Annotated in this window: 30 protein-coding genes; 24 read left to right on the top strand and 6 right to left on the bottom strand. The window is 37.3% G+C overall.

The genetic code is table 11. The features are described from left to right. Window positions 1–11: 11 nt before the first annotated feature. Window positions 12–605, top strand: coding sequence for a TetR/AcrR family transcriptional regulator (locus tag LXM54_RS06025; RefSeq protein ID WP_233314174.1), 594 nt, complete (start codon window positions 12–14; stop codon window positions 603–605). 18 nt (window positions 606–623) lie between these two features. Here LXM54_RS06025 and LXM54_RS06020 read toward each other — a convergent pair whose 3' ends face one another. Then, window positions 624–1,742 (bottom strand): IscS subfamily cysteine desulfurase, encoded by a 1,119-nt coding sequence (locus LXM54_RS06020; RefSeq protein ID WP_233314173.1) that lies wholly within the window; start codon window positions 1,740–1,742, stop codon window positions 624–626. A 101-nt stretch (window positions 1,743–1,843) separates the two neighbouring features. Here LXM54_RS06020 and nadB point away from each other — a divergent pair, with 101 nt between their 5' ends. The 11 genes from nadB to glnA all read left to right on the top strand — a co-directional run bounded on the left by nadB (window position 1,844) and on the right by glnA (window position 14,256). Next, entirely contained in the window at window positions 1,844–3,412 is a 1,569-nt protein-coding gene (gene nadB / locus LXM54_RS06015; RefSeq protein ID WP_233314172.1) for an L-aspartate oxidase, read from the top strand. Beyond that, on the top strand, window positions 3,381–4,217 hold the full coding sequence (gene nadC / locus LXM54_RS06010) for a carboxylating nicotinate-nucleotide diphosphorylase (RefSeq protein WP_233314171.1): 837 nt from the start codon (window positions 3,381–3,383) through the stop codon (window positions 4,215–4,217). The genes nadB and nadC overlap by 32 nt, the downstream gene beginning before the upstream one ends. A 27-nt stretch (window positions 4,218–4,244) precedes the next feature. Then, window positions 4,245–5,348 (top strand): quinolinate synthase NadA, encoded by a 1,104-nt coding sequence (gene nadA / locus LXM54_RS06005; RefSeq protein ID WP_233314170.1) that lies wholly within the window; start codon window positions 4,245–4,247, stop codon window positions 5,346–5,348. 174 nt (window positions 5,349–5,522) lie between these two features. Beyond that, window positions 5,523–6,953 carry a hypothetical protein gene (locus LXM54_RS06000; protein WP_233314169.1) on the top strand — a complete coding sequence of 477 codons (1,431 nt, stop codon included), beginning with the start codon at window positions 5,523–5,525 and terminating at the stop codon, window positions 6,951–6,953. 134 nt (window positions 6,954–7,087) lie between these two features. Continuing rightward, entirely contained in the window at window positions 7,088–8,038 is a 951-nt protein-coding gene (gene miaA / locus LXM54_RS05995) for a tRNA (adenosine(37)-N6)-dimethylallyltransferase MiaA (RefSeq protein WP_233314168.1), read from the top strand. Window positions 8,039–8,077: 39 nt separating this feature from the next. After that, window positions 8,078–8,314 carry an RNA chaperone Hfq gene (hfq, locus tag LXM54_RS05990; protein WP_127742850.1) on the top strand — a complete coding sequence of 79 codons (237 nt, stop codon included), beginning with the start codon at window positions 8,078–8,080 and terminating at the stop codon, window positions 8,312–8,314. 255 nt (window positions 8,315–8,569) lie between these two features. Then, window positions 8,570–9,559, top strand: coding sequence for a stage V sporulation protein K (spoVK, locus tag LXM54_RS05985; protein WP_233314167.1), 990 nt, complete (start codon window positions 8,570–8,572; stop codon window positions 9,557–9,559). A gap of 262 nt (window positions 9,560–9,821) precedes the next feature. Continuing rightward, complete coding sequence (hflX, locus tag LXM54_RS05980) at window positions 9,822–11,087, top strand: GTPase HflX (RefSeq protein ID WP_233314166.1); 1,266 nt, start codon at window positions 9,822–9,824, stop codon at window positions 11,085–11,087. Between the two features lie 10 nt (window positions 11,088–11,097). Beyond that, window positions 11,098–12,366 (top strand): methionine gamma-lyase family protein, encoded by a 1,269-nt coding sequence (locus LXM54_RS05975; RefSeq protein WP_233314165.1) that lies wholly within the window; start codon window positions 11,098–11,100, stop codon window positions 12,364–12,366. 107 nt (window positions 12,367–12,473) lie between these two features. Next, window positions 12,474–12,887, top strand: a complete 414-nt coding sequence (locus LXM54_RS05970; RefSeq protein WP_233314164.1) for a MerR family transcriptional regulator — start codon at window positions 12,474–12,476, stop codon at window positions 12,885–12,887. A 31-nt stretch (window positions 12,888–12,918) separates the two neighbouring features. Next, on the top strand, window positions 12,919–14,256 hold the full coding sequence (glnA, locus tag LXM54_RS05965) for a type I glutamate--ammonia ligase (protein WP_233314163.1): 1,338 nt from the start codon (window positions 12,919–12,921) through the stop codon (window positions 14,254–14,256). Between the two features lie 66 nt (window positions 14,257–14,322). Here the strand turns inward: glnA and LXM54_RS05960 are convergent, their stop codons facing one another. Continuing rightward, window positions 14,323–15,510 (bottom strand): tyrosine-type recombinase/integrase, encoded by a 1,188-nt coding sequence (locus LXM54_RS05960; RefSeq protein ID WP_233314162.1) that lies wholly within the window; start codon window positions 15,508–15,510, stop codon window positions 14,323–14,325. A gap of 248 nt (window positions 15,511–15,758) precedes the next feature. On the opposite strand from LXM54_RS05960, the gene LXM54_RS05955 reads away from it, so the two are divergent. Continuing rightward, entirely contained in the window at window positions 15,759–16,484 is a 726-nt protein-coding gene (locus LXM54_RS05955; protein ID WP_233314161.1) for a helix-turn-helix domain-containing protein, read from the top strand. Here LXM54_RS05955 and LXM54_RS05950 read toward each other — a convergent pair. The 4 genes from LXM54_RS05950 to LXM54_RS28440 all read right to left on the bottom strand — a co-directional run bounded on the left by LXM54_RS05950 (window position 16,470) and on the right by LXM54_RS28440 (window position 19,823). Further along, the gene (locus LXM54_RS05950) at window positions 16,470–17,678 is read right to left on the bottom strand and encodes a hypothetical protein (RefSeq protein WP_233314160.1); all 1,209 of its coding nucleotides are present in this window, start codon (window positions 17,676–17,678) and stop codon (window positions 16,470–16,472) included. The genes LXM54_RS05955 and LXM54_RS05950 overlap by 15 nt on opposite strands. Further along, window positions 17,678–18,601, bottom strand: a complete 924-nt coding sequence (locus LXM54_RS05945) for a serine/threonine-protein kinase (RefSeq protein ID WP_233314159.1) — start codon at window positions 18,599–18,601, stop codon at window positions 17,678–17,680. Before LXM54_RS05945 ends, LXM54_RS05950 begins: the two co-directional genes overlap by 1 nt. Before the next feature lie 74 nt (window positions 18,602–18,675). Further along, a complete protein-coding gene (locus LXM54_RS05940) occupies window positions 18,676–19,254 on the bottom strand; it encodes an ImmA/IrrE family metallo-endopeptidase (protein ID WP_233314158.1) in 579 nt (192 codons plus the stop codon). A 149-nt stretch (window positions 19,255–19,403) separates the two neighbouring features. Continuing rightward, entirely contained in the window at window positions 19,404–19,823 is a 420-nt protein-coding gene (locus LXM54_RS28440) for a helix-turn-helix domain-containing protein (RefSeq protein WP_442780418.1), read from the bottom strand. 169 nt (window positions 19,824–19,992) lie between these two features. Here LXM54_RS28440 and LXM54_RS05930 point away from each other — a divergent pair, with 169 nt between their 5' ends. The 11 genes from LXM54_RS05930 to LXM54_RS05880 all read left to right on the top strand — a co-directional run bounded on the left by LXM54_RS05930 (window position 19,993) and on the right by LXM54_RS05880 (window position 25,546). Beyond that, the gene (locus LXM54_RS05930) at window positions 19,993–20,226 is read left to right on the top strand and encodes a helix-turn-helix transcriptional regulator (RefSeq protein WP_233314157.1); all 234 of its coding nucleotides are present in this window, start codon (window positions 19,993–19,995) and stop codon (window positions 20,224–20,226) included. 74 nt (window positions 20,227–20,300) lie between these two features. Beyond that, window positions 20,301–20,813, top strand: a complete 513-nt coding sequence (locus tag LXM54_RS05925; protein WP_233314156.1) for a helix-turn-helix domain-containing protein — start codon at window positions 20,301–20,303, stop codon at window positions 20,811–20,813. Window positions 20,814–20,826: 13 nt separating this feature from the next. Next, on the top strand, window positions 20,827–21,087 hold the full coding sequence (locus LXM54_RS05920; RefSeq protein WP_233314155.1) for a group-specific protein: 261 nt from the start codon (window positions 20,827–20,829) through the stop codon (window positions 21,085–21,087). 12 nt (window positions 21,088–21,099) lie between these two features. Next, window positions 21,100–21,429: a hypothetical protein gene (locus LXM54_RS05915; protein WP_233314154.1), complete on the top strand. Its 330-nt coding sequence runs from the start codon at window positions 21,100–21,102 to the stop codon at window positions 21,427–21,429. Between the two features lie 155 nt (window positions 21,430–21,584). Next, the gene (locus LXM54_RS05910) at window positions 21,585–21,761 is read left to right on the top strand and encodes a hypothetical protein (protein ID WP_233314153.1); all 177 of its coding nucleotides are present in this window, start codon (window positions 21,585–21,587) and stop codon (window positions 21,759–21,761) included. 46 nt (window positions 21,762–21,807) lie between these two features. Continuing rightward, on the top strand, window positions 21,808–22,866 hold the full coding sequence (locus tag LXM54_RS05905; protein WP_233314152.1) for a DnaD domain-containing protein: 1,059 nt from the start codon (window positions 21,808–21,810) through the stop codon (window positions 22,864–22,866). 14 nt (window positions 22,867–22,880) lie between these two features. Then, window positions 22,881–23,069, top strand: coding sequence for a Fur-regulated basic protein FbpA (gene fbpA, locus LXM54_RS05900; protein WP_233314151.1), 189 nt, complete (start codon window positions 22,881–22,883; stop codon window positions 23,067–23,069). 305 nt (window positions 23,070–23,374) lie between these two features. Continuing rightward, entirely contained in the window at window positions 23,375–23,578 is a 204-nt protein-coding gene (locus tag LXM54_RS05895) for an XtrA/YqaO family protein (RefSeq protein ID WP_233314150.1), read from the top strand. A 322-nt stretch (window positions 23,579–23,900) separates the two neighbouring features. Next, entirely contained in the window at window positions 23,901–24,092 is a 192-nt protein-coding gene (locus LXM54_RS05890; RefSeq protein ID WP_233314149.1) for a hypothetical protein, read from the top strand. Window positions 24,093–24,374: 282 nt separating this feature from the next. Next, window positions 24,375–24,992 (top strand): sigma-70 family RNA polymerase sigma factor, encoded by a 618-nt coding sequence (locus tag LXM54_RS05885; RefSeq protein WP_233314148.1) that lies wholly within the window; start codon window positions 24,375–24,377, stop codon window positions 24,990–24,992. Then, complete coding sequence (locus LXM54_RS05880) at window positions 24,989–25,546, top strand: tyrosine-type recombinase/integrase (RefSeq protein WP_233314147.1); 558 nt, start codon at window positions 24,989–24,991, stop codon at window positions 25,544–25,546. The genes LXM54_RS05885 and LXM54_RS05880 overlap by 4 nt, the downstream gene beginning before the upstream one ends. Window positions 25,547–25,933: the final 387 nt, after the last annotated feature.

The raw sequence follows: 25,933 nt of genomic DNA, 5'->3' as shown, positions 1-25,933 counted from the left end.
GGAGGAGTACGGTGAAAAAAGACGATTTAAAGGTAGCAGCCCTCAAGCATTTCACACAGTCTGGCTATGAAGGAGCTTCCCTTTCGAAAATTGCCGAAGAGGTCGGTATAAAAAAATCTTCCATTTATTCACACTTCAGCAGTAAGGACGCTTTGTTTCTTGAGGTACTTAGAGAGGCGAAAGTAGCTGAAATTGAGATGAAGCAAGCTTATTTCAGCGAGACGGAAAATAGTAGTCCGAAAACATTTTTATATAGCTATTTAGTAGCAGTTAAGCAAATGTTTGAAGAAAACCAAAGCTTGAAGTTTTGGCTGCGCATGAGCTTCTTTCCGCCAAGCCATCTATATGAAACGATTTTAGATGAGGTGCTTGAGGTAGAAGTACTCCAAGAAAACATGCTTGAGCAATCTTTCAGAAAATGGCTGGACGAAGATTTAATTACAGGACCTGACGCAAGGTCGTTGACTATTGCTTATACAGGTATTCTAATGAGTATTATGGTTGAGCTCGTTTATGACCATACAGAAAAAAAAGCAGAAGAAAAGCTCGAGGCTTGCTGGAAGATTTATTGGCAGGCATTGGACAAGAGAGAGGGAATCGCCTGAAAAAGCGACCCTCTCTTTTTATTTTACTGCAAGTGCTTCAACTGTTTCCATAAAGGCTTCCACATGAGCAGGTTTTGTTTGTCTGCCGAATGAAATGCGAATAAATTCTTTTGCACTTCCATCACATAGCCCCATTGCCTTCATTGTTTTGGAAGGAGCTTGTTGTCCTGTTTGACATGCGCTTCCTGTTGAAATCGCAAATCCCCTCCTGTTGCATTCAAGCATTGTCCATTGGCCTTCTAATCCATGAATCCTCATCCCAATAATCGACGGAAGCTGGTGTTCACACTGAAATACAGTTAATGAAATATTGTGTTTTGCCCGTTTTTGCACCATCTCTCTTAATCCTTGATAATGCGCCCTTTCTGCTGCTAATGTACGTACAGATTTTTGTGCGGCTGTCGTCATTGCAGCAATCCCGGCAATGTTCACCGTTCCTGCCCTAAAGCCCTTTTCATGAGTAGAGCCAGGAAGAAAGCCAGTCCATGGAATCAAGGGGGAGACATACGCTAAACCAATTCCCTTTGGTCCGTAAAACTTATGGCTTGAAATCGACAAGGCATCCACTGTATTAGAAATGGAGCTTATATCTATTTTCCCAAAGCTTTGAACCATATCACTATGAAAATAGATATCTTTTTCTTTTAAGATTTTGCCGATTGCTGCGATCGGCTGAATTGCCCCAATCTCTGCATTAACATGCTGAATCGACACGAGCACTGTTTCCGGCTTAATAGCAGCTTGCAGCAAATCGGCATCAACCATCCCTTGAGGTGATAGTGGCAAATACGTAATCTCGTACCCTTGCTTTTCCAGCCATTTCATCGTTCCGTGAATAGAAGAATGTTCACTTTCTGTTGTAATAATATGATTGCCTGCCTTTTTTTTCACAGACAAAAGGGCATGGATTGCGAGAAAATTACTTTCTGTTCCGCCGCTTGTAAAGTATATGCCTACTCTTTCAACGCTAAGCAAGCGTGCCATTTCCTCCCGGCAGCTTTCCAATAAATCAGTTGCTTTTCCGCCGATAGAGTGGAGGCTGCTGCTGTTTCCAAAATAGTCGCTTGCTGCCTCGATATAGGTCTTGCCAGCATCTGCATCAAGGGGACATGTTGCTGCATAATCCAAGTAAATCATTTCCTCACCCTTCCAAGACTTTTCTAAAAAAACTCTTGTCAATAGTGTAAATCTATGTAAATATATGTGTCAAGACACCTGTTAAAACAGGAGGGTTAAAGATGAAGGTAAATGTATTAATAATTGGCAGTGGAATGGCTAGCTTACAGCTGGCACGGAAGCTATCTCCACATTTAAATGTGATGATTCTCACAAAAGGCACCATTTTCAGCAGCAATTCTTACTTAGCGCAAGGTGGAATTGCCGCAAGCATAAGTGCTGACGATAGTTTTCAGCTGCACGCCCTTGACACCTTGGAAGCAGGCAGATTCCACAACCATGCCGATGCTGTCAAAAAGGTAACCAGCGCGGCACCAATTCTTCTCCATGATTTGGCGGCAGCGGGCTGTCAATTTGATCAAGATGTCACAGGGAGCTGGAATCTCGGCATGGAAGGAGCTCATTCGAAAAAACGAATTGTCCATAGCGGAGGAGATGAGACAGGGAAAAAGGTAATGGAGTTCCTCGCAGCAACGATGCCGCTGCATGTAAAGGTGACGGAAAACGTGTTAGTTCATGAGCTGATTCTGTCAGAATGCGGCAGCTGCATCGGTGCAAAAGGCATTCTGGATGATGGTTCAGAGAAAAGCTTTTATGCAGACCAGACAATTATTGCCACGGGAGGCTGCGGCCAGGTTTATGAATATACCTCAAATGCCCAAACTATTACAGGCGACGGCATAGCGCTCGCTTATTTGGCAGGAGCGAATATCGCAGACATGGAGTTTATTCAATTCCATCCGACCTTGCTGTATTTAAATGGCAAAACCGCAGGGCTTGTCTCTGAAGCGGTCAGAGGAGAAGGTGCGGTGCTTGTAAATGAAAAGGGAGTTCGGATTATGGAGGGAGTCCATCCTTTAGGCGACTTAGCTCCAAGACATATCGTTTCACAGGAGATTTATCGATACTTACAAGCAGGGAAATCTGTTTATTTAGATATTTCGACTGTACCAAACTTTACAGCCCGTTTCCCCGCCATCTCCTCTTTATGTCAGCAGCATGGCGTTGATTTGCGACGAAACAGAATTCCGGTTGCTCCAGGCTGCCATTTCCTAATGGGCGGAATTGAAACAGATTTAGGGGGCAGAACATCGATTAACGGCCTTTATGCAATTGGCGAAGCAGCCTGCACTGGCTTGCACGGTGCTAACCGTTTAGCCAGCAATTCTTTGCTTGAAGGACTGTATATGGGCAGCGAGCTGGCGAACCGGCTGAATGAACAGCCCTGTATAACTTCTGCCTGGAAGGAAGCGGCTTCCCGCCAGCACTATGTGACTAGGCTTCCCAGCAGAAAGGAACTGCAAAAAAGAACGATGGAAGCAGTCGGGATTGTGAGGACAGAGCAAAAACTGCAAGACCATTTATTTTGGTTAGAGTCTTTGCTGCGCGGGGAAAAAGGAGAAGAGCATACAACCAATTACACCAAGGAAGAGCATGAGACATACTTCATGGTGCTGACAGCACAGTTAATCACAAAGGCATCTTTGCAAAGGACAGAAAGCAGAGGCGGTCACTATCGCAGTGATTATCCACAAGAATCAGACAGCTGGAGAAAGAAAACAATCATTTTAAATCGATACGAAGAAAAGGGTGTGGCAAATGAATCAGCTAAAATTGCGACAGCAACTTGAACAATTTTTTATGGAGGATATTGGCGATCGGGACTTAACAACAGACATCATTTTTCCAAAGAAACAAACAGGAGAAATTATATTCCTGTCCAAAGCAAGTGGCATTTTTTGCGGAAAAGACATAATTGAACAAGGTTTTCTTATTCTTGATAACTCAATCAAGATCCAACTGCATGTAGAAGACGGTCAAAAACTGGAGCCTGGTCAGCCAATTGCAACCGTTAGTGGCGCTGTTGTCCATTTGCTGAAAGGAGAGCGAGTTATTCTTAATCTGATTCAGAGAATGAGCGGTATAGCTACCATTACAAACAAGGCAGTTGAAGCACTTAACAGCGGCTATACAAAAATATGCGATACAAGAAAAACGACACCAGGCCTAAGAATGCTTGAAAAATACGCCGTCACAGTCGGGGGCGGATTTAATCACCGGTTTGGTTTATACGATGCCGTCATGATAAAGGATAACCATATTGCTTTTGCTGGCAGTATTACGGAGGCCGTTCGGGCAGTCAAAAATTCTATTGGCCATATGGTTAAGGTGGAAGTAGAGACAGAATCATTTGCACAAATGACAGAGGCACTTGCAGCAGGAGCAGATGTAATCATGTTTGACAACCGCACACCTGCTGAAATAGCAGATTGGATTACACATGTTCCGGAAACAGTGACAACAGAAGCGTCTGGCGGCATAACATTAGCCAATTTAGCTTCCTATAAAGATTGTGGTGTTGATTATATTTCACTAGGCTTTTTAACACATTCTGCACAAGCACTAGATATTAGCGTCCAAGTAAAACTGGACTAGAGAAGAAATAGGAGGGGGAGATAGCTTATGAACTTACTAGAGAGCCTTCAGGCAAACAAAAGACAAATACCAGAACATTATTTAACCATGAACGTTACAGAACTGGAAGAAAGAGCCTGGGCTGTAAAACGGAAGCTTGGTGACCGATTGTTTGTTCCAGGACATCATTATCAGAAAGATGAGGTTATCCAGTTTTCCGACGCAACAGGAGACAGTCTCCAACTAGCTCAAGTGGCTGCCGCAAACCGAAAGGCTGAATTTATCGTCTTTTGCGGTGTCCACTTTATGGCAGAAACAGCCGATATTTTGACAACGAATGAGCAAAAGGTGTATTTGCCTGACATGAGAGCAGGCTGCTCAATGGCTGATATGGCAGACATCCATCAAACAAATCGGGCGTGGGAGGCGCTACAGGCCCAATTTGGCGATACGATTATCCCATTAACATACGTCAATTCAACAGCCGCCATTAAAGCATTTGTCGGAGAACACGGCGGTGCGACAGTAACCTCCTCCAATGCCGAAAAGATGGTAGAGTGGGCTCTAACCCAAAAGGAAAGGCTCTTGTTTTTGCCAGACCAGCATTTAGGCAGAAACACAGCATATAAGCTCGGCATCCCCCTTGATAGCATGGCTGTTTGGGACCCGATTCAAAGCAGCTTACAATATGAGGGCGACATAGAAAAAGTAAAGGTAATCCTGTGGAAAGGGCATTGCTCTGTGCATGAAAACTTCACGACAAAAAATATCGAGCAAGTAAGAAAACAGCATCCTGACATGAAAATAATTGTTCATCCAGAATGCAGCCGTGAAGTCGTTGCCCTTTCCGATATGGCAGGCTCAACCAATTACATTATCACCGAAATAGAAAAAGCGGCACCAGGCAGCTCCTTTGCGGTTGGCACAGAAATGAACCTAGTGAACAGAATCATGCACCAACATCCTGACAAGCATATTATCAGCTTAAATCCATATATGTGCGCATGCCTGACCATGAATCGTATTGACTTGCCGCATTTTGTGTGGTGTCTTGAGTCAGTTGAGGACGGATTTGAGAGCAATCGTATTGTTGTGGAAGAAGGGGTTGCAAAACTGGCAAAGCTAGCATTAGACAGAATGCTGAAAATCTAAAAATATCATTCTTCCTAACTGTTTTCCTTCATGCGCGAGGAAAACAGTTTTTTATTTAAAATGTCACAATTTAATGACTTTTCTTTAACCTCCCTATAAAATGGTAATGATGGAATTCTATACAAAACTATCGTTTTAAGAGTTGGAATTGTTTAATAGAAAGGGAGTAGTGGATTGGCGAGTATGAATAAAAAGCAGGCAGAGATCACTTTCCTATATCAAGAGCTTGAAATAATTGCAAGAATGGTGGCGGATGAGGAAGCGGAAGCTGCCTTTTTAATAGAAGAAACAAAAAAGGAAGCAAGAAACGCTCTTTTTCCCATCACGTCTGAACTAACACTGCTAAAACTGTTCTGCAAACAATTAGAAAATACACCATATAAACAGAAAGACCATGATAGGGAATATAGAAAAAACAAGCCTTTGTCCCTGAGTTTGCAGAAAGTGGAAAAGCCAGCAAGATTGCTGCTCGTGCTGTATTATTATAAAGGTTTTAATATCCGGCAACTTGCGAAAATTATGGGTTGCTCTGAAAAAGAAGGGAAGCAGCAACTAATGACTGTGCTGCCAATTTGGAAGTCTTCTTCGTTTGCAATTGAAAATTCTCAAAATTTGCAGCAACAGTGGCGAAATGAATGGAGAGATATAGAGATATCCTCTTTAAATAATGACGAACAAAAGCATGCTTTCAAGAAAAAACGGCTGCTGTCAGTGGCTGCTGTGCTTTTGTTTCTGTTTCTTGGTGGTACAGTTAATGAGACGCTTAAAGCGGAAGCAGAGGTTAAGCCTGGTCTCGATTTAATGAAGTTATATAACGAGTCAAGCAGAATAACAGAAATAGAAAATGAAATTGCTGAGATAATTAGTGAAGCTGGTTATGAAAATGTGAGTTTTTACATAGATAGTCAGGTCGAATATGCTTATTTGGACATAGAAGGGAAAGAAAACGAAGCGAAGCAAAAGGATATTATCACAATGGTTGAAAATGAAATGAAAGAAAGAAACCTTTCCTATTATTTAGAACCACAATTTTACGTAATGGAGGAAGCGGACATAGAGGAGGTTGACGCAGAGGCAGACGAAGAAACAGACATTTCATCTGAAATAACGGACAAGCTATTAAATAAAATCGATGTAGAAATGGGGGGCTATGGTTCTTGGGTCTTTTGGACAGCTGACGCCTGGTATATCCATATTCCGACGGAACTAGAAGCAGACAAAAAACAAAAAGTTAAAAATATTGCTGAAACTGTGCTGGAGGAGTACGAAGATAAGCGGAAACTAATTTTCGAAGAATACAGCTATAAGGAACAAGAAAAACAAGGCCGCTGGAATAATGTCGGATACTTTATAAACACAGCTTTTCTTATGGAAGAAGAATACTTATTCCAAAATATCAACATATATTCTACTGGCGGAATAATGAAAATAGAAATAAATCTGCAATTGACTAATGCTGACAAGGACAGAGAGAAAATTGCCCGAGAAGTAAAAAGAAGTATTGCTATATTTTTGGAAAACAAAAAAATAAAAGAAGTCACTGGTGATGACCCTTATAAAATTGTTATTCTTGGAACAAATAATAAAGAAATTATCACAGATTAAGCCTCAAATCTTGGTATATTTCCGCAAAACCCAGGCAATAATGGTTAGATGTTAAACTATGGCAAGCATTTATGGTACAATAAACAAAGTCAAGATTACTTGTGCTAAAAAGTTAAAAAAGGCAGTTGAATGGTTTGACAGATAAGGAAAAAATAATCGTATTAATTGGTCCAACAGCTGTTGGGAAAACGAACTTAAGCATTGAATTGGCTAAAAGATTCAATGGAGAAATCATCAGCGGCGATTCGATGCAAATCTATAAAGGAATGGATATCGGAACAGCCAAGATTACAGAGGAAGAAATGGAAGGTATTCCTCACCATCTGATTGATATTGTCAATCCAGATGAAGCCTTTTCTGTAGCTGAGTTTCAAACACTAGTCCGCAGCAAGATTGAGGAAATTAAAAGCCGCGGAAAGCTTCCCTTTATTGTCGGCGGCACAGGCCTATATATTCAATCGGTGCTGTATGACTATCAATTTCAAGAAGCGCCTACAGATTTAGACTATCGGAAATCATTAGAAGCACTTGCCGAACAAAAAGGCACTTTAGAGGTACATAATATGCTCGAACAGGTCGATCCGGCAACAGCAGCAAGCATCCATCATCATAATGTCCGCAGGGTCATTAGAGCGCTGGAAGTTTATCATGTTACAGGCAAACCTGTCTCAGAGCTTCAAGAAAACCAAAGCCCGGAAATGCTTTATGATGCAGCCATTATTGGCTTAACGATGGACAGAGAGCTCCTATACGAAAGAATTAACAGCCGTGTTGATAAAATGATGGCTGAAGGGCTGCTCGCTGAGGTGAAGCATTTTTATGATGCAGGCCTTAAAGATTGCCAATCCATCCAAGCGATCGGGTATAAGGAAATATATAAGTACTTAGAAGATAGATCAACATTGGAAGATGCAATCGCTGAATTAAAGCAAAATTCGCGAAGATATGCCAAAAGGCAATTGACTTGGTTTCGCAATAAAATGAGTGTAAAATGGTTTGATATGACAGATAGTGTCATTTCAAATGACATTTCTAAAAAAATAATGGAAATTTCGCACTATGTAGAAGGAATGCTAAAAAAATAAGCGAATACATAATAACAGAGAGAAAAGAGGAGGATTTTCATGAAGCAATCAGTAAATATCCAAGATCAATTTTTAAATCAATTACGTAAAGATGGTACTAGTGTAACAGTGTTCTTACTAAACGGTTTTCAAATTCGCGGACTTATAAAAGGCTTCGACAACTTCACTGTTTTATTTGAATCTGAAGGAAAGCAACAGTTAGTATACAAGCATGCTATTTCAACTTTTGCACCGCAAAAGAACGTCCAGATTGATCTGGAAGGCACACAAGCATAAGAAAATTCCAGGCGTAAAGCCTGGAATTTTTTTTTAAAAAAAGCTTGCAGTAATTGTCTTCGCTGTCTCATTTGTGTAAATAGGAGTCTCACTTTCCCTTCCCTTCACTCGTCTTTTTCCCCTTAACTTTAGTAAATATCTAAAATTTCACTAATGAATGAGTCAACTCATGAATATATATTACTTATGGAGTAAAAGAAACAGGCGAACATGCCTTATGCCAATTAGGCATATCCACGTTAGGAGGTGTGGCTTTTGGAGCATCCGATCCGGATGAAGAATAATGGACAGATAAGTGTTGTGATCAATTCGCAGAAAAAGAAGGTTCTTCCAAAGGAATTGCCAGAAGCTGAATCGATACCGAAAAAAATGACTAGTGAGCATAGCGCACTTAAGGAAATAGAAGAAGAGTTAAGCAGTCTTGTCGGCATGGACGAAATGAAAAAAATGATTAAAGAAATATATGCCTGGATTTATGTAAATAAAAAAAGAGAGGAGCATGGTCTGAAGGCAGGCAAGCAAGCTCTTCATATGATGTTCAAAGGAAACCCCGGCACCGGCAAAACGACAGTCGCCCGCTTGATTGGCAAGTTGTTTCAAAAAATGAATGTTCTGTCTAAGGGACATTTAATTGAAGCAGAACGAGCCGATCTTGTCGGAGAATACATTGGTCATACCGCCCAAAAAACAAGAGATCTTGTAAAAAAGGCCCTTGGCGGCATCTTGTTTATTGATGAAGCGTACTCCTTAGGCAGGGGTGGGGAAAAAGATTTTGGCAAGGAAGCAATCGATACACTTGTTAAGCATATGGAAGATAAACAGCATGACTTTATTTTAATTCTGGCAGGATACTCACGGGAAATGGACTTCTTTTTATCATTGAACCCGGGACTTCACTCTCGTTTTCCTTTAGTCATCGATTTCCCAGATTACTCGACAGACCAGCTGATGGAAATCGGCAAAAGAATGCTGGTTGAGCGGGAGTATACATTGAGCCATGAAGCAGAAAAATCATTGAAAACACACTTGACCTATGTACGAACTGTGCAAAATGGACGGAGCTTCTCAAACGGCAGGTATATCCGCAATGTTTTAGAAAAGTCTATCCGTGCTCAAAGCATGCGCTTGCTTATGCAGGGCAACTATGACAAGCATGAGCTGATGACATTGAGAAGCAATGATCTTATTTACGAAGGAGCAGCCATTCAAAAAGAAGAGATGCCCTTCATGAATAACGGCTTCTAAACAAGGCTAAAAACAGGAACAGGAAACTTAATGTTCCTGTTTTTCTTATATATATTCGTATTTTTAAGTCTGTTTTAATAGGAATAGTTAGGCTGTAAAAAAATGCTGTTTTTCTGACAAGTAATATGCTACTGTAAAGGAATGCGAGTGGCGAAGCGTGTTTATTAAAGGAGAAATAATCGCATACTACTAGTTGCAGGAACAGGAAAGTAAGCGTTATTTTTGCTATAATAATCTTAAAAGGTAGAAAGAGGGTTTTCTTTTGAACGAAACAAAAGAATCGACAGAAAAAGTTATTCTTGTTGGCTGTCAAACGACAGATGACACAGCAAGATTTGAATATTCAATGGAAGAACTCGCTTCCTTGACGGAAACCGCACACGGTGAAGTTGTCGCTTCCTTGACACAAAATCGAGACAGGATTCATCCTTCAACATACATAGGTAAAGGGAAAGTCGAAGAATTGGAGACATTGGCTGAAGAGTTGGATGCAGATATTATTATTTTTAATGATGAACTGTCCCCAAGCCAAGTCCGCAATCTTTCAAAAAACATTGATGCACGTATCATAGACAGAACCCAATTAATTTTGGACATTTTCGCAGGCAGAGCCCGTTCAAAGGAAGGTAAGCTGCAAGTCGAGCTTGCGCAGCTGCAATATTTGCTGCCGCGCCTTGGCGGACAAGGACTCCAGCTTTCCAGACTCGGTGCCGGTATCGGTACAAGAGGTCCTGGTGAAACAAAACTCGAATCAGACAGACGGCATATCCGCCGCAGAATTGATGATATTAAAAGCCAATTAAATGTCATTGTGGAGCATCGTGACAGATACCGGGAAAGAAGAAAACGCAACAGAACCTTCCAAATTGCGCTTGTCGGCTATACAAACGCTGGTAAATCAACACTGTTTAACCGCGTGGCAGAAGCTGATTCCTTTGAAGAGAATATTCTGTTTGCGACACTTGATCCAATGACAAGGAAGCTGATCTTGCCGAGCGGCTTCAGCGCGCTTATTACTGATACAGTTGGTTTTATTCAAGACTTGCCAACAACTCTTGTCGCTGCCTTTCGTTCCACATTAGAGGAAGTAAGAGAAGCAGATTTGCTGCTGCATGTTGTCGACATGTCGAATGAAGAATATTATCAGCATGAAGAAACAGTGCATAAACTGCTTGCAGACTTGGAAATTCCGGCAATTCCGCAAATTACTGTTTACAACAAGCGTGATCTTGTTCATTCAGATTTCGTGCCAAGCTCTAAGCTCGACAGCATTGAAATCAGCGCTTTGAATGCTGACGACAGAATGAGTCTGAAACAGAGAATTGAAGACACGATGATCAAGAATATGGAATATTATGAAGTTGTCGTTCCAGCAAGCAACGGCAAGCTGCTGGCACAGCTGAAAAATGAGACTATCCTAAGAAGCCTTGCCTTTGAAGAAGAGGAGCAGCAATACTCATGTAAAGGCTATTGTTTACATGACAGCAGCTTGTCAGGACAGTTAAAAGCTTATAAAGCAACACGATAGGAGAACAGAAATGTACGATCAATTAACATTTGGCGATAAACTCCGAGTACTTGTCGGAGAGGTAGAGGAACAAGTTAAAGAGGTTCATAAAAAAATCGATGAGCGCATTGATGAAAATCAATTTAGAGTTCTGCAAAGCTTCCAAAATAACAGAGTGAGTGAATCTCATTTCATCCCGTCTACAGGCTACGGCTATGATGATCTTGGCAGAGACACACTTGAAAGAATCTATGCAGAAGTGTTCGGCGGTGAAGCAGGACTTGTCCGTCCTCAAATTATCTCGGGCACTCATGCAATCAGCATTGCCTTGTTCGGTGTGCTTCGTCCTGGGGATGAACTGCTTTATATTACAGGAAAACCTTATGATACTTTAGAGGAAATCGTCGGAATCAGAGGAAATGGCACAGGGTCATTAAAGGAATTCGGCATTTCGTATAACAGTGTTGACTTGAAAGAGGACGGCCGCCCGGATTTTGAGAGTATTGCAGCAAGCATTAAAAGCAATACGAAGATGATCGGCATCCAGCGTTCAAAAGGCTATGCAACAAGACCGTCATTCACGATTGCAGAAATTAAGGAAATGATTGCTTTTGTTAAAGAGCTTAAATCAGATGTAGTCGTATTCGTGGACAATTGCTACGGTGAATTCGTAGAAGCTCTAGAGCCTTGCCATGTTGGCGCTGATTTGATGGCAGGATCGTTAATTAAGAACCCAGGTGGCGGCATTGCCAAAACAGGCGGTTATATCGTCGGGAAAGAGAAGTTTGTAGAAGCCTGCTCTTACCGTATGACATCACCGGGAATCGGAGCGGAGGCAGGAGCCTCTCTTTACAGCCTGCAGGAAATGTACCAAGGATTTTTCCTTGCGCCTCATGTTGTCGGCCAAAGCTTAAAGGGTGCCGTGTTTACAGCGGCAATCTTAGAAAAACTCGGCATGAATTCATCGCCGAAATGGAATGTACCGCGCACAGATTTAATTCAAGCTGTGCAATTTGATGATAAGGATAAAATGGTCGCATTCTGCCAGGCAGTGCAGTTCGCATCTCCTGTAAACTCCCATGTAACGCCATATCCTAACTATATGCCAGGATATGAAGACGATGTAATCATGGCAGCAGGAACATTCATTCAAGGTGCGAGCATTGAGCTTACTGCTGATGGTCCAATCAGACCACCATATGTTGCTTATGTGCAGGGTGGATTGACATATTCGCATGTGAAAATCGCTGTTTGTATGGCAGTAAACAGACTGCTTGAACAAAAGCTAATAACAATTTAAAAAAAGAGCTGCATCCAGAGGTTAGAAATTGTAACATTTGTTGACAATAAATCTCTCGAAAACTATAATGAAATTGGGTAAATTTAATCTAAAGGAGCCGAATCGCTATGTCTGGTAGTCAAATTCGTCGGTCGATGCCTCTATTCCCAATTAGTATTGTCATGCAGTTAACGGAGCTGTCCGCTCGACAAATTCGCTACTACGAAGAACACGAATTAATTGCTCCAGCAAGAACGGATGGCAACAGAAGACTTTTTTCCTTAACGGATATTGACAAACTATTGGAAATTAAGGATCTAATCGATCAAGGTGTTAACCTCGCTGGAATTAAACAAATATTCTCAGTGAAGGAAAAGCAAGTACTTACAGAAGATGTAAAGAAAGAAGCTGAAAAGGCTCGCAGAGAGCTTACAGATGAAGACTTGCGTAAACTTTTGCGCAAGGAGCTGTTGAATGCTGGACGTTTTAATAATGGCGGCAATTCAATGGGACAGGGAGGATCTCGATTTTTTCAGAGATAGATATTAAAGGGACTAAGAGGAGGAAATAGCCGTGGCAAAGAACTATACGAAAGAGGATATCAAACGTTTTGCACAAGAAAGCAATGTAAAATTCATTCGACTTCAATTTACGGATATTTTAGGAACTATCAAGAATGTTGAAATTCCAATCAGCCAGCTTGATAAAGCCCTTGATAACAAAATGATGTTTGATGGCTCTTCCATCGAAGGATTTGTAAGAATCGAAGAATCAGACATGTATCTGTATCCAGATTTGAACACATGGGTAGTTTTCCCATGGACAGCAGAAAAAGGAAAAGTTGCACGACTAATCTGTGATATTTACAATCCAGACGGTACACCATTCGAAGGGGACCCGCGCAACAACTTGCGCCGCGTACTTAAAGAAATGGAAGACCTCGGCTTTACTGATTTCAACTTAGGGCCTGAACCAGAATTCTTCCTGTTTAAATTGGATGAAAAAGGGCAACCATCCCTTGAATTAAACGATAACGGAGGCTATTTCGACCTTGCGCCAACAGACCTTGGTGAAAACTGCCGCCGCGATATCGTGCTTGAGCTTGAAGAAATGGGCTTCGAAATTGAAGCATCTCACCATGAAGTAGCTCCAGGACAACACGAAATCGATTTCAAATACGCGGATGCCATCACAGCATGTGACCAAATCCAAACATTTAAATTGGTTGTAAAAACAATCGCACGCAAACACGGATTGCATGCAACATTCATGCCAAAACCATTGTTCGGCGTAAACGGATCAGGAATGCACTGTAACCTTTCCCTATTCAAGAACGGTCAAAACGCATTCTACGATCCAAACACAGAATTAGAAATGAGCGAAACAGCTCTTCAATTCATCGCTGGAATCAATAAGCATGCAACAAGCTTCACAGCTATCACCAACCCAACAGTAAACTCTTACAAGCGTTTGGTGCCAGGCTACGAAGCACCATGCTATGTTGCATGGTCAGCACGCAACCGTTCACCATTAATGCGTATTCCAGCATCACGCGGTCTAAGCACACGCGTAGAAGTGCGCAGCGTAGACCCAGCAGCAAACCCATACCTAGCTATGGCAGCATTGCTGACAGCAGGCCTTGACGGAATCAAAAACGAATTGACTCCGCCAGCACCAGTAGACCGCAACATTTACATCATGAGCAAAGAAGAACGCCTTGCAGAAGGCATCGTTGATTTGCCATCAACACTTGCAGACGCATTAACAGAACTAAAGCAAAATCCAACAATGATTGACGCTTTAGGAGAGCATATTTTCGTACACTTTGTAGAAGCTAAAGAGATTGAGTGGGATATGTTCCGCACACAAGTGCATCCATGGGAAAGAGATCAATACATGGAAATGTATTAAGAGTAAGAAGCCTTGACGCTGTAAGCGTCAGGGCTTTTTTTATGGGGGCAACTATTCTATAAAGAGTTATCCATTTGATTTGTGCCCCAATTCTGCCCCCAAAATAATATTTTTCGTGTGGTTTTCAAAACGTTCTATAGCATCTGTTTCAATCTTTTTACTTACATGAGTGTAAATATCAGAAGTTATCTGCATAGATCCATGCCCTAATGTTTCTTGGATATATTTCATTTCTACATTTGATTCCAAAAGAAGTACTGCATGTGTATGACGTAGCGTATGTATACTGAGAGCAGGGAGGTCGGCCTTTTTAAGAATTCTACGAAATGCATTAAACAAAGTGGACTTTGGTAATGGTGTTCCATTCTCTCTACAAAAAACCAGATCTAATTCATTTTTATATGCTTGTTTTAATCTAAAGATATTATCGTTCTGTCTTACCTTATGTGAACGAAGATCCATTGCCAAACGATTAGTTATAGGAATCTCTCTTACAGAGTGATAAGTCTTTGTATCGCTGAATAATTCCTCTTCTGAATCTGCTTCATAATCTAAAGACTGGACTATACGTATTCGATTAGAGGTAAGATCAACATTACTCCACTGTAAGGCAAGTGCTTCTCCTTTTCGCACACCTGTTTCAATTAAGAAACGAAAGAAAATATAGTAAGTATAGTTATCAGAAAGTGCAGCTTCTAAAAATGCTTCAATTTTTTCATATGGAATAAATTTTATTATTGCTTTATTTTCCTTTTCCCTTTTTTCCTTTGCAGAGTAGATGGAAACATCTGTGCAAGGATTGTCATGGATTTTCTTTAATATCTTTGCTTTCTGCATTGCACCGTACATTGTGCCATGTATAATTTCAACTGTTCTTTTGCTATACTTCAGTTCAATTAAGTGGTTAATAAACTGTTGATATAATTTATAGCTCAAATCATTTAGTTGAATACTCTTGAAGTAGGGTACAATGTGATTTTTAATATTACGCTCGTGTAATCTATAAGTGTTTTTAGCTATTTTTCCTTCTTTGTACTCTTTTATCCAATACTCCAGAAACTCCGCAAGTGTTTCGTTAGGAGCTGAGTCGAACCCTAATTGTATGTTTCTCTTTAAGTGTTCGTATTCCTTTTCTGCTAATGCTTTGGATTGAAATCCTCTTCTTTTAACTTCCCGTTGTTCGCCTGTGATTTTATCTTTATATTTATAGCGAAATGACCAATTACCGGGGGATATTCTTTTAAAACTAGCCATGTATATTCACCCTTTTTATTATTAATAGTATGAAAACAAATGGAACATATAAACTTGTCTTTAGGTACTTAATTTAATTATAATATAAATACCGAACATATGTTTTTTTTAAATTGATAATCGAATAAAATAAACTTGTCAATAATAACTTATAGATAGGTATTTATTAATACATCTGTTGGAAAGAATATTTATAATTAATCCGGTATATTTTATGATAAAATGTTTATTCAGGAGGAATAAATAAAATGATTGAAGAACTTTTGGATAAAAAACAAAATAATACGAGTCCATATTTAGATACTATAACTACAATTGAGGATAGTTTGGTTTCATTCTATCATGAGAGATACTTGTTGAATGAGTATAATAAGAAAGGAGAAATTATCTTAAGAGAAGTAGATTGTTGGCAAGGGAGAGCAGATATAGTAACAGCAAAGATAACTGGTGAATTTAAGATGACTTTTGATCAAGCTGAATGTATTTCTAACTTAACAAATGCTCAAGTTCTCTCTCTTTTGCATTATAATTCTCCAAGAACGTTCCAATATATTAAATCCAGATTACTCCTTGCAGAACAGACAATAAAAAAGTCGATTAGGTTACTAATAAACTCTGGAATTGTAAGTCAAACTGAAAAAAAATCTTATATATTATCTAAGGATTTTGTACTACCCAAGATTGAGTTTAATGCCTTTGAAGCAAAGTTACATAATTGGAAAAGAGCACTATACCAATCTACACAATATTACGGATTTGCTCATTACAGTTGGGTAGTTATGCCTGAAAAATATATAAAACCTGCAGTAGAAAATATACGTTATTTTGAATCAAACGGAATTGGACTTTTGAGTATTGATGAAAAGGGAGTAAAAAAATATTATGTAAGAGCAAAAAAAAACCAACCAAATAGGAAGGCTTTCTACTTAGTTGGTATAGGAAAATTTATGATGGAATTTTTAAACGTTGTGTAATTTACGAAAAGACTCGAGTACTTTTTGCCATGTTAACAAATGATCTCCATTAGAAGCCCTTTCTAATTGTAATGGTAAATTTTCAAGTAATTTATAATGACCAATTGCTGTAGCAATATGTTTTTCTAAGTCGTCTAGCCTATCAGAAATGTCATCAGGATTAGTAAATATATCGTTGGTGGCATTTTTTAAAGCTGACCAATGTTGTAAATGACTTATTCCTCTTGACCAGGTTTCGGAAGGATTCGATCCAGCTTTAACAATATGTTCATAAATTGAATTACTTAAAAGAATGTTAAGGTCTAAACTATTGTTTTTATATTGCTTAGCGATTGAATCTAACTCAGATATCAAGATAGAATTTAATAGGGGGATAGAAGTATATCGTTCACGGGGCATTCTGCCACCATTACTAGGTAATATCCTTTGTTGTACAGTGAATTTTCTCGAACTATTATACCAACCTGTAGCAAATCCTTGTGCGCCAACTGCTGTGTAAAGAATCCCTAAAATATCAGAGTAACCCATAATTACTTTATATTCATTAATTTCAGATAATGAATAAATAAAGGTTAGTAAGTTTAATAGGGTTGTTTCTGAATCGAACTTCTGGTTGTAATCGGTATTTTTTCTATCAATAGTGATGTAAAAGCCTTCAACATCAAGTGTTGTTAGTTCATTTAAATAATCATTTACATTTCGTGATTCATTTAAGGCGCTTTCACTAAAGATAAGAGAGATAAATATTTTTAATCCTTTTTCACTAGCTATGTTTGCAGATTCTTCTGCCAAATTTAATGCTATTTGAGCCTGTCTATCGCCAAAGTTAGGAATAAGAATATTAGGAGATACAACTGTATTCAATCCTAAGTTTTCTTGATGTTCTATAGTTTTCCTTGCATATTCTGATACATTTTTAAATGATCTTAAATCTGATAGTTTTATTACTCCAGGATAATAGGTGCAGTTGTCTAAATTTTTACTTGTTCCATCAATATACATTGAATAGTAGAATTGAGGATCAAACAAAATATCTGTTTCTGGAAATTTCAGTTGTACTTCTTTAACAAATGCTTCCATTTTTTCTTTCTTTTCATCACGAGGAGATAAAATAATACCGTCTAAATAATTATTTTTTAACCCCTGATGTATTTTATCCCCTTTACCGTATCCCTGTTGAGCATAAACATTCATTATAATTCCTCCCTTACTTGTTTCAACTGTTTTAACAACTGTTCACATGACTTATATCTTAAATGTGGTTCTTTCGCTAAAAGTCGCATAATTATTCGTTCAAGTTTTTTAGGGGTATCTAATATAATATTTCTAGGAGATTCAGGTGATCTGGTAGTAATATTAGAAAAAATTTGTAGTGTATGCTCACCTGAACTATAAAATGGGTGAGTACCAGTAACTGCTTCATACATCACAATACCTAATAAGAATAAATCAGATCTAAAATCAAGGTCTTTTCTTACACCAATTAATTGTTCTGGAGATATATATATTTTAGTTCCAACTAAGTGGAAAGCAGCTGTCAATGTTTCTCCTTGCATATCAAATGCTATTCCAGTGTCTAGTAAAACAAATTGTCCATTACTATTTATCATTATATTTTGGGGTTTGATATCTCTATGTACCATATTAATATTCGCTAAGTGTTGAATCGCAGTGGTAATATCAATACCTAAGTCGACTGTTTGCTTAAAATTAAGACCATTTGAAGATTTCAGTATTTTTGATAAGTCAGTACCGTCTATATACTCTTCAGAAAAATAAATTATTTTTCTGTTTTTATGCTCAATTAAATTCAAGCCTATTGGTCCAAGTTTTACTAGATGGGGTGTATTAACTTTTTCCATAATTTCAATTTCTCTTTTAGCCCTTGAAACTACAGTATTATCTGTATTCTGTGAATCACTTTCATCATTATTTGAATCTGCATCTGACATTTTTGTAACATCTATAAATTTTAAAGCATATATATTAGTATTTATTTTGCAAGTAAATACCGTTTTTTGACCACCTTTATCAAGATACTGTAAATCATCAACAGTGTGTTTGGAAGATTTTAATATTTCACTTGCATCTTCAATAGTAAAATTGGTCTGTTGCATTTAGACTCCTCCTAAAAAATTTATATTAAACTCACTAACTGGTAAAAAACAGTAAATGAGATTAATTGAATCTATTATAAGATTTCTAAACTCCACAATTGCTCCCTCAGCTGTATAAAACCATCAATTTTGTGTTTATAAATTAATTCTAGACGGTAGTGTGCAAATTCTTCTGTAACTAGAAAATGGTCTGATATATCACTAATCAGAATAGGTTCACTCATAGCAGCTGTATATATTTCTTTTAAAAAGCGATGTGGCATTAGCAAATATGCAGCCATCCGTTTTGCTTGGCTTTCCTGTTTGTTTAGTGTTAGCTTGTCAATACTAAGTTGAGAAGAATAATGGGAATATATATGACAGAATTCCTCTGCTAACAATATTCTTTTTTCTATAGGATCTAAATTAGGAACAATATAAATGGTTCCTCGACGAGCTTTATTACTTGGAATTGAATATGATTTTAAATTATTAATAGAGGTATATTCTTCGGTGTCTGTGAAGTAATTCTGATCTAAAGGCTTAATGACAATACCATATCTCCAGCAAATGTTATATAAATCAATTTCATCTGCATTTTGATAATTAAAATGTGAGAGTACTTTATTAGCTCGTTGCTCCCAGTCATCAGTCTTTTTTTCTAAAGTTTGCATTCTCATTTACCCCAAATTTACATGTTGTGTGTTTTATAGAACAAAAAAATTCTATGAATTGAACAAAAATCCAAAAAAAGTTTATTTAATAGTAGAAAAATCCTATATGTAAATTAAAAATTAACACGATCATTAACTATTAGATCGTGTTAGTCTTCTAATTCTCCAAATCCATCATCATGATTGTTTTCTTCGTCATCATCATTTAATAAGATATTTCTTGCTTTTTGTAATTTTATTAGTTCTTTTATTTTTTTTTCAGGATTCTTCGCTAAATCATGAAAAAGGATAGGATATTTTCTTAGTTCTTTAAATATCTCAAATTCTTCTGGAGTTAAAGTAAGATTTTTTCCAGCAACTGAAACATCAGGATCTTTAATTGGAGTTCTACCTAATAAATAATCAACAGATACATTAAAATAATCAGCTATTTTTTGTAACATTTCATTGTCGGGTTCACTTCTACCATTCTCGTAATGGGAGTATCTGGCTCTAGAAAGACCTATCTGTTTGGCTACTTCTTCTTGAGTAACCTTACCTCTTAGCTCCTTCAAAATCTCTGGTAGCATAATAATACCTACTTCCTATTATTAGGATTATTTAATTATTATTATAGATACTTTATGTATCGTTTTAAATAAATGATACATAAAGTATCAAATAAATATTGACGATACATTACGTATCATTTATAATCAGTTTATACTTTGATACGATTTGTATCGAAAGGAGGTTACTATGAGACAGAAACTAGTTGATGAAAGAATAAAAATGGAATTAACACAAAGAGAAGTTGCTCGAAAGTTAGAACTATCTGAAGTATTTGTTAGAAAAATTGAAAAGGGTCTAAGAAATCCAGGAAGAGAAACAATGCTGAAATTTGAAAAGTTATATTCTGTTTCAGAGAGAACACTTTTTCCTGATCTTTTTTTTATCGTTAATGATACAGAATGTATCGATGGTGATGATTAATATAGTAATTTTATTAAACTATGTGACACAAAACTATGATGAAAATGTGACAAAAAAATAAAGGGGGAAATGATATGGCCATTGGCGATTTGTTATCAAAAGCAAGAAAACGCCAAGGCATGACGCAGGAAGATTTAGCAGCCGATGTAAATTACAGCCGTGAAGCGATTGCCAAATATGAAACAGGTGCAAGAAAATTGCCGAAGGAGCTTTATCAAGAAGTGACACTATCGGTTGATGACCCACAATTTTATTTTGAAACATGGGAGGCTGCTAGTGGTGTAGTAAGTATCCCATACTTTGATGGTGATTACATAGATCCACATCCTGCTAGTATGCATTACTTAGTAAGAAAAGAAACAACTGAAGCATTGGAACAACTTAATAGTGTGTGTTGGGTAAAACCAGCGAGTGTCCGAACAGAAGATGAAAGAGAAGAAATGAAAAAAGTATTAATGGAAGTTTTAGATGCTGCAGCAAGCATGATTAACTTAGTGGCTTGTGTTTGTAAAGAATATCGTTTTTCAATGAAAGATATTTTTCGAGCTTGGAACGTAACAATGAAGATTAGAAAATTTAATAAGTAGTGAGGGAGAAAAAATGCTAAGTATTCAAATTGATCAGGAAGAAGTTAAGCAAATGTATATGGAGAAACTAAAAGAAAAAATATCAGAGGTTGATGCTGAACTAGTTTACTGGGATGCCAATGAATTAAAAAGGAGAACTTGTATGTGCTGGAATACTATTCAAAAAGAATTTTTTTTTGATCCAAGATTTCCTAAATATAAAGTCGGGAACAAATGGTATTTTCCTGCTGATAATGCTAAGCAGTTTTTATTGCAATGGATTTCAGAACGCTAATAGGAGGACATTATGAAACAGTCAATTTTTCTATTTCAAAAACAGAAATCAATGTTAATCAGAGCTATGAATTATAATCGTTCGACCTTACAAGGAATGAACAAAAAATTATTTGATATTGCTTTTAATAAAGTTAATCAAGAGAATAATCGAGTGGAATTAGACGGAATGGAAATGATTTTAGTTTCTCAGTCATTACATAAATACGGGAAGTTTTTGAGTAATTCTAATCAAATAATAGAATCCAAGCAATATCGTATTTATGGAGAGATTTTTGAGAAAATACGGAAGGATTTTCAAAAGCAGAAAGGGCCGAAATTAAAAAAGTCAATAACAGCTTAAACTAAAACTCATTTATAAAAGTTACTCGATTACTTTTTACGCAAATATCAGTTTGACAAGTACTTATCGGGCTTGTCGTAATGGCTAGAAAGATGATTATATTTCTTCTTTCTAATTATTACGGTGCGCGCCGATCTACTAAAGAGGAGGGAATTATGCTTTATCAGGTTGATTTTGTAATAAGAATAAAAGAATCGTTTCAAGAAATATATCAAGCTATTATATTCGGTCTCAGTATAAACGAAGTAAAAGACCAAGCCAATGATTTGAAAAGAGAAATACCAGGACAGTCAAATCCTCAGCAAATCCAAATTTATATTTGTGAGCTTTAATAGATAAATTGGTTAGTGCTGGAGAGTATGAGGGGAGCAAATTTAGGTGGCTAGTAAAACAAAAAAGGCGATTATAAAGGAAGAACTAGTCGAGCTAACTGGAGATTTTAAGCTTGCTATTGTTCTAAATCAAATGATTTATTGGTCTGAACGCAAGGAAGATTCAGAGGTATTTATAAAAGAAGAAATAGGTCGATTGCAAAAGTATTCTGAAGATGTAAAGGATACAGAGGAACTAGCAGTCAATTTATTAGAAAGTTCCGGTTGGATCTATAAGAAAGCAGAAGATTTATCTGTTGAGACGATGATTAATGTTAAGCCAAAAGCCATGCGAGAATATTTAAAAGTACTTGTTTCTAATGGCTGGCTGGATGAAAGACGAAATCCAAAATTAAAAATGGATCGTACACTGCAATACCGTGTTAATATCCTAAAAATACAATTGGATTTATATAATTTAGGATATAGCTTAGAAGGTTACCCTTTACCAGTTGTATTTAGCGAAAAGGAAAATACGTATTTTCTTAAAGAAAATACGATAAGTGAAAAAGAAAATTCAAAGGGTGTAAAAGAACATAGAAAGGTCGAAAAGGAATCTGGAAAGGTCGAAAAAGAAAGAGCAATACCAGAGATTACTTCAGATACTACTACAGAAATTACTTCAGATAATATTGAAGAAGAAAAAGATAGTCTGCCGGCAGGAAACCCATTTGAATTTTATGAGCAAAATGGATTTGGAACGATTGGCAGTCATATATCACAAAAGATTATGCATTGGTGTGGTGATCTAAATGCTGAATTGGTACTAAAAGCAATGGAGATTGCAGTTGAACGTGGTGCTAAGTCATTTGCTTACGTTGAAAGCATCTTGCGTAACTGGGCAGATAAAAATATTACTTCGGTAAAACAAGCTGATGCATTTATTCAAAAGTATAAGGAGCAGCAAACTAAGCAAAGAACAAATGGTAATAATCGAAAGCATATTCGAACTGAAAAAATCCCTGAATGGTTTGGTAACTCTCTGAATACAGAGCCTATGTCTGTTGAAGAGGAACAAGTACTGTTGTTGGATTTGCAAGAAGAGATTAAAAATCTTAGAAACTAGGAGTGGTTAGTATTATGGAAAGGCATTTATTAATTAAAGGAGAAAGAAAAGAGTTTGTTATCAGTGAGTTGATATACTTTGAAGTTACTAAATTGGCAGATGGTAGACAACTATACGAAGCATCACTAGCAGAGTTGGAATTATTGCATATCAGGGAAAAGATTAAACAGGCTAGAAAAGTGACGGTGGAGCAGATCATATGACTGTATTAACTTTAGGCCAACTTTACTATTTAGCAAGATATTCAAATGACTATCGGCATCGAGCGCTTGATGAGTTATTCCGGAGGATAAACCATGCTATATAGCCAATGTAGCGGCTGTGGTAAAACGTTTGATGTGAAGGATAATAATTATTTGTTTTGCTCAAATTCTTGTGAAAAAAATCATGATATCTTTCAAATGAATATTACACAAACCTATCTCCTAAAAAGAAAAAAAGTCAAGCAAGTGCCCGACCATACGTTGTTTGAACCTACCATCATTATAACAAAAATGGAGTGTTCAATGTGAAAAGAACTAAAGAAATTGCTGTTAATCCTGATATGTCCATCCAAGAAATTATAGAACCAGGGAAAGTTAAAGTTCTTGTACTGGACGGTAATAAGGGTACAGCCTCCTACTGTGAAGCTGTACGTCATGGAGAAACGATTATAGAGACTGTTGATGGGAAAAGTCGTCGGATTCACTTCAGGGAAAGTGAACTAATATAATTGTTTCAATCTATTATGTTTAGTTTAATGTAAAATCAGTACCAATAAAAGGGAAGTTTTGGTACAAATTATAATCAGAAAGGAGCAAAGGTAAAGGTAGGAGATATCATCTAGTCAGACTATACTTCCTCTGCTCCTCAAGGTTAATTATTTGTTAAGAAATTTATTTTATACCTTTATTAGGGATTTATTATTAGTCCAAGACCGAAAGCGTGAGGACACTGATAAAACAACTTTCAATTGTTGTTATATCGGTGTCCTTTTTTTATTTATCAAAAATTTGGCTGACTGTACAGCTTTTAAATAAGGAGTTGCCCAACTAATGCAAAAAAAGAGCAAGCAACAAAGAACCCAAATTCAAAAACAAAAACGAAAAATGATTTTCCAGTTTAAATGGGGAGTAAATAAATATCGACTAGACAAAAGGACTGGACCAACGACTGTTCACCCTAGAAGCAAATACACTTCACATTTGATGGAAGAAGAAACAAAAAGAATACGTGGAACAAATTGAACAGCAATGTATACCTATGCAATCAAATTAGAAAGTACCTTTAGATAACATTTCTTATGTAAACAAGCTATCAGAAAAACCTTTGATATATAAGGGTTTTAAAATATCGGAAATAAGGTCGGGAAATATTCTTTATACATTGTTGATATAAAGCCATTTCCCTTTGGGAGATTAATAGGTATTTCCCAAAAAGAGTGTATAACAAGCTGCATATTTTCTGCTGGGGAAAAGGGGGAAAATCAGGTGGAAATGTCCTTATTAGAGAATTGGGAATACAGAGAATTGTCCAATGAAGAATTAATCAAGCAATATCAAGAAACGCTCAATCTGGTAAAAGAGCAAAGAACAGAATTTAAAGATGAAATAAAACAACTAAAAGAAATTTTCAAAGAGAATAAATTGCCTGGACAATCTATTCGGCTTTCAAATAAAAGAAAAGCAGCAATGAAAGAAAGATGGCAAGAGTTGGAAGGAGAAGATGCTCCCTATTCCTTGATACAAGGAAATTTGGAGTATGCTCTTTCTTGGTTGAAAAACGGACATGCTCCAGGAACAAACAGAGGAATAGAAAGGAGATCCGTTTACCAAAATACAAAACCTGTTGATCCATTAAAGATGCAACGATATTTCAGAAGTAAGCAACCAGAATTCGCATGGGAAACAGAACCAAAGGAGAATGTTATTACTCCATCTGAAAGAATGATTCTAGATAAAGCAATGAAAGCTCTGACTAAAAATGAATTAGAAGTGTTGTTGATGTATAAGGGGAAGGGATTATCACAATATGAGATTGCTAAATTATTAGGGATTTCTAGATCCAGCGTTCGTTCCAGGTTGGTTAAAGCAAATGAGAAAGTTGCTAAAATACTGCAGGAAGAAAAGGATGGGGAGACAGCATGAAAAAGGTTCATCCAATCAGAGACAAAGAGATTATTGAAGACATGAAAGTATATCTGAAGGAAAAGAACGAAAGAGATTACGTTCTATTTGTGTTAGGGATTAATACGGGATTACGTATTGGTGATATCTTAAAGTTAAAGGTTGGAGATGTGAGGGGAGATGAGTTCACGGTTACAGAAATGAAAACAGGAAAGCTAAAAGATGTACCCATTAATCGCTCATTGAGGACAGCATTGAAGCCATATATAAAAGGAAAACCAGACGATGAATTCTTATTTCTTAGTAGGAAAAGGGACAGAAAGAAAAAGGGAAGACCGATTGATAGGAGCACAGCTTACACGATAATTAAAGAGGCAGCTATTGCGTGTGGATTTAAGAATAATTGTGGAACACATACGATGAGAAAAACCTTCGGTTATATGCATTATAAAAAGAACGGAAATATCGCAGCCCTACAGAAGATATTCAATCATGATAAACCATTAACAACTTATATTTATATTGGATTAGAGAAAGATTATTTGGACAAAACATATATGGATTTGAATTTATAAAAATCCATTTCGTTTTGTCCTTTTTTCTTCGAAAAAACCCTCAATATAACAAAAAAAGTGGGTTTGTTGATAAAAAAATAAAATTTTCTTAAGAGCTAGTGTTTTCAAGGCCTCACGGCCTTTTTTTGAATCTAACACAATTCCATAGATATGATAGGTTCGAAAAAATAGACCGCCCATTTGCCAACTATAAGTGAGAAGAAAAAAATTAAAAAATCAAATTCAGCACTGAAAAGTGCCGACAAACGTTGATATAACAGCATTCGCAACACATTTTAAATAAATTCCAACAATTTACAAAAGACTTAGGTTCTTTGGAGTTTTTAAAACTCTTACGGGTGCTATCGAGCCCAAAAACGGTCTAGTTTCTGGGTAAAATAATTCATT

It is taken from the genome of Bacillus sp. Au-Bac7 (genome assembly GCF_021341655.1).
Taxonomy (GTDB): Bacteria; Bacillota; Bacilli; order Bacillales; family Cytobacillaceae; genus Niallia.
Note: the sequence above shows the minus strand (reverse complement) of the source record. Positions and strands in the feature narration are given on the sequence as shown.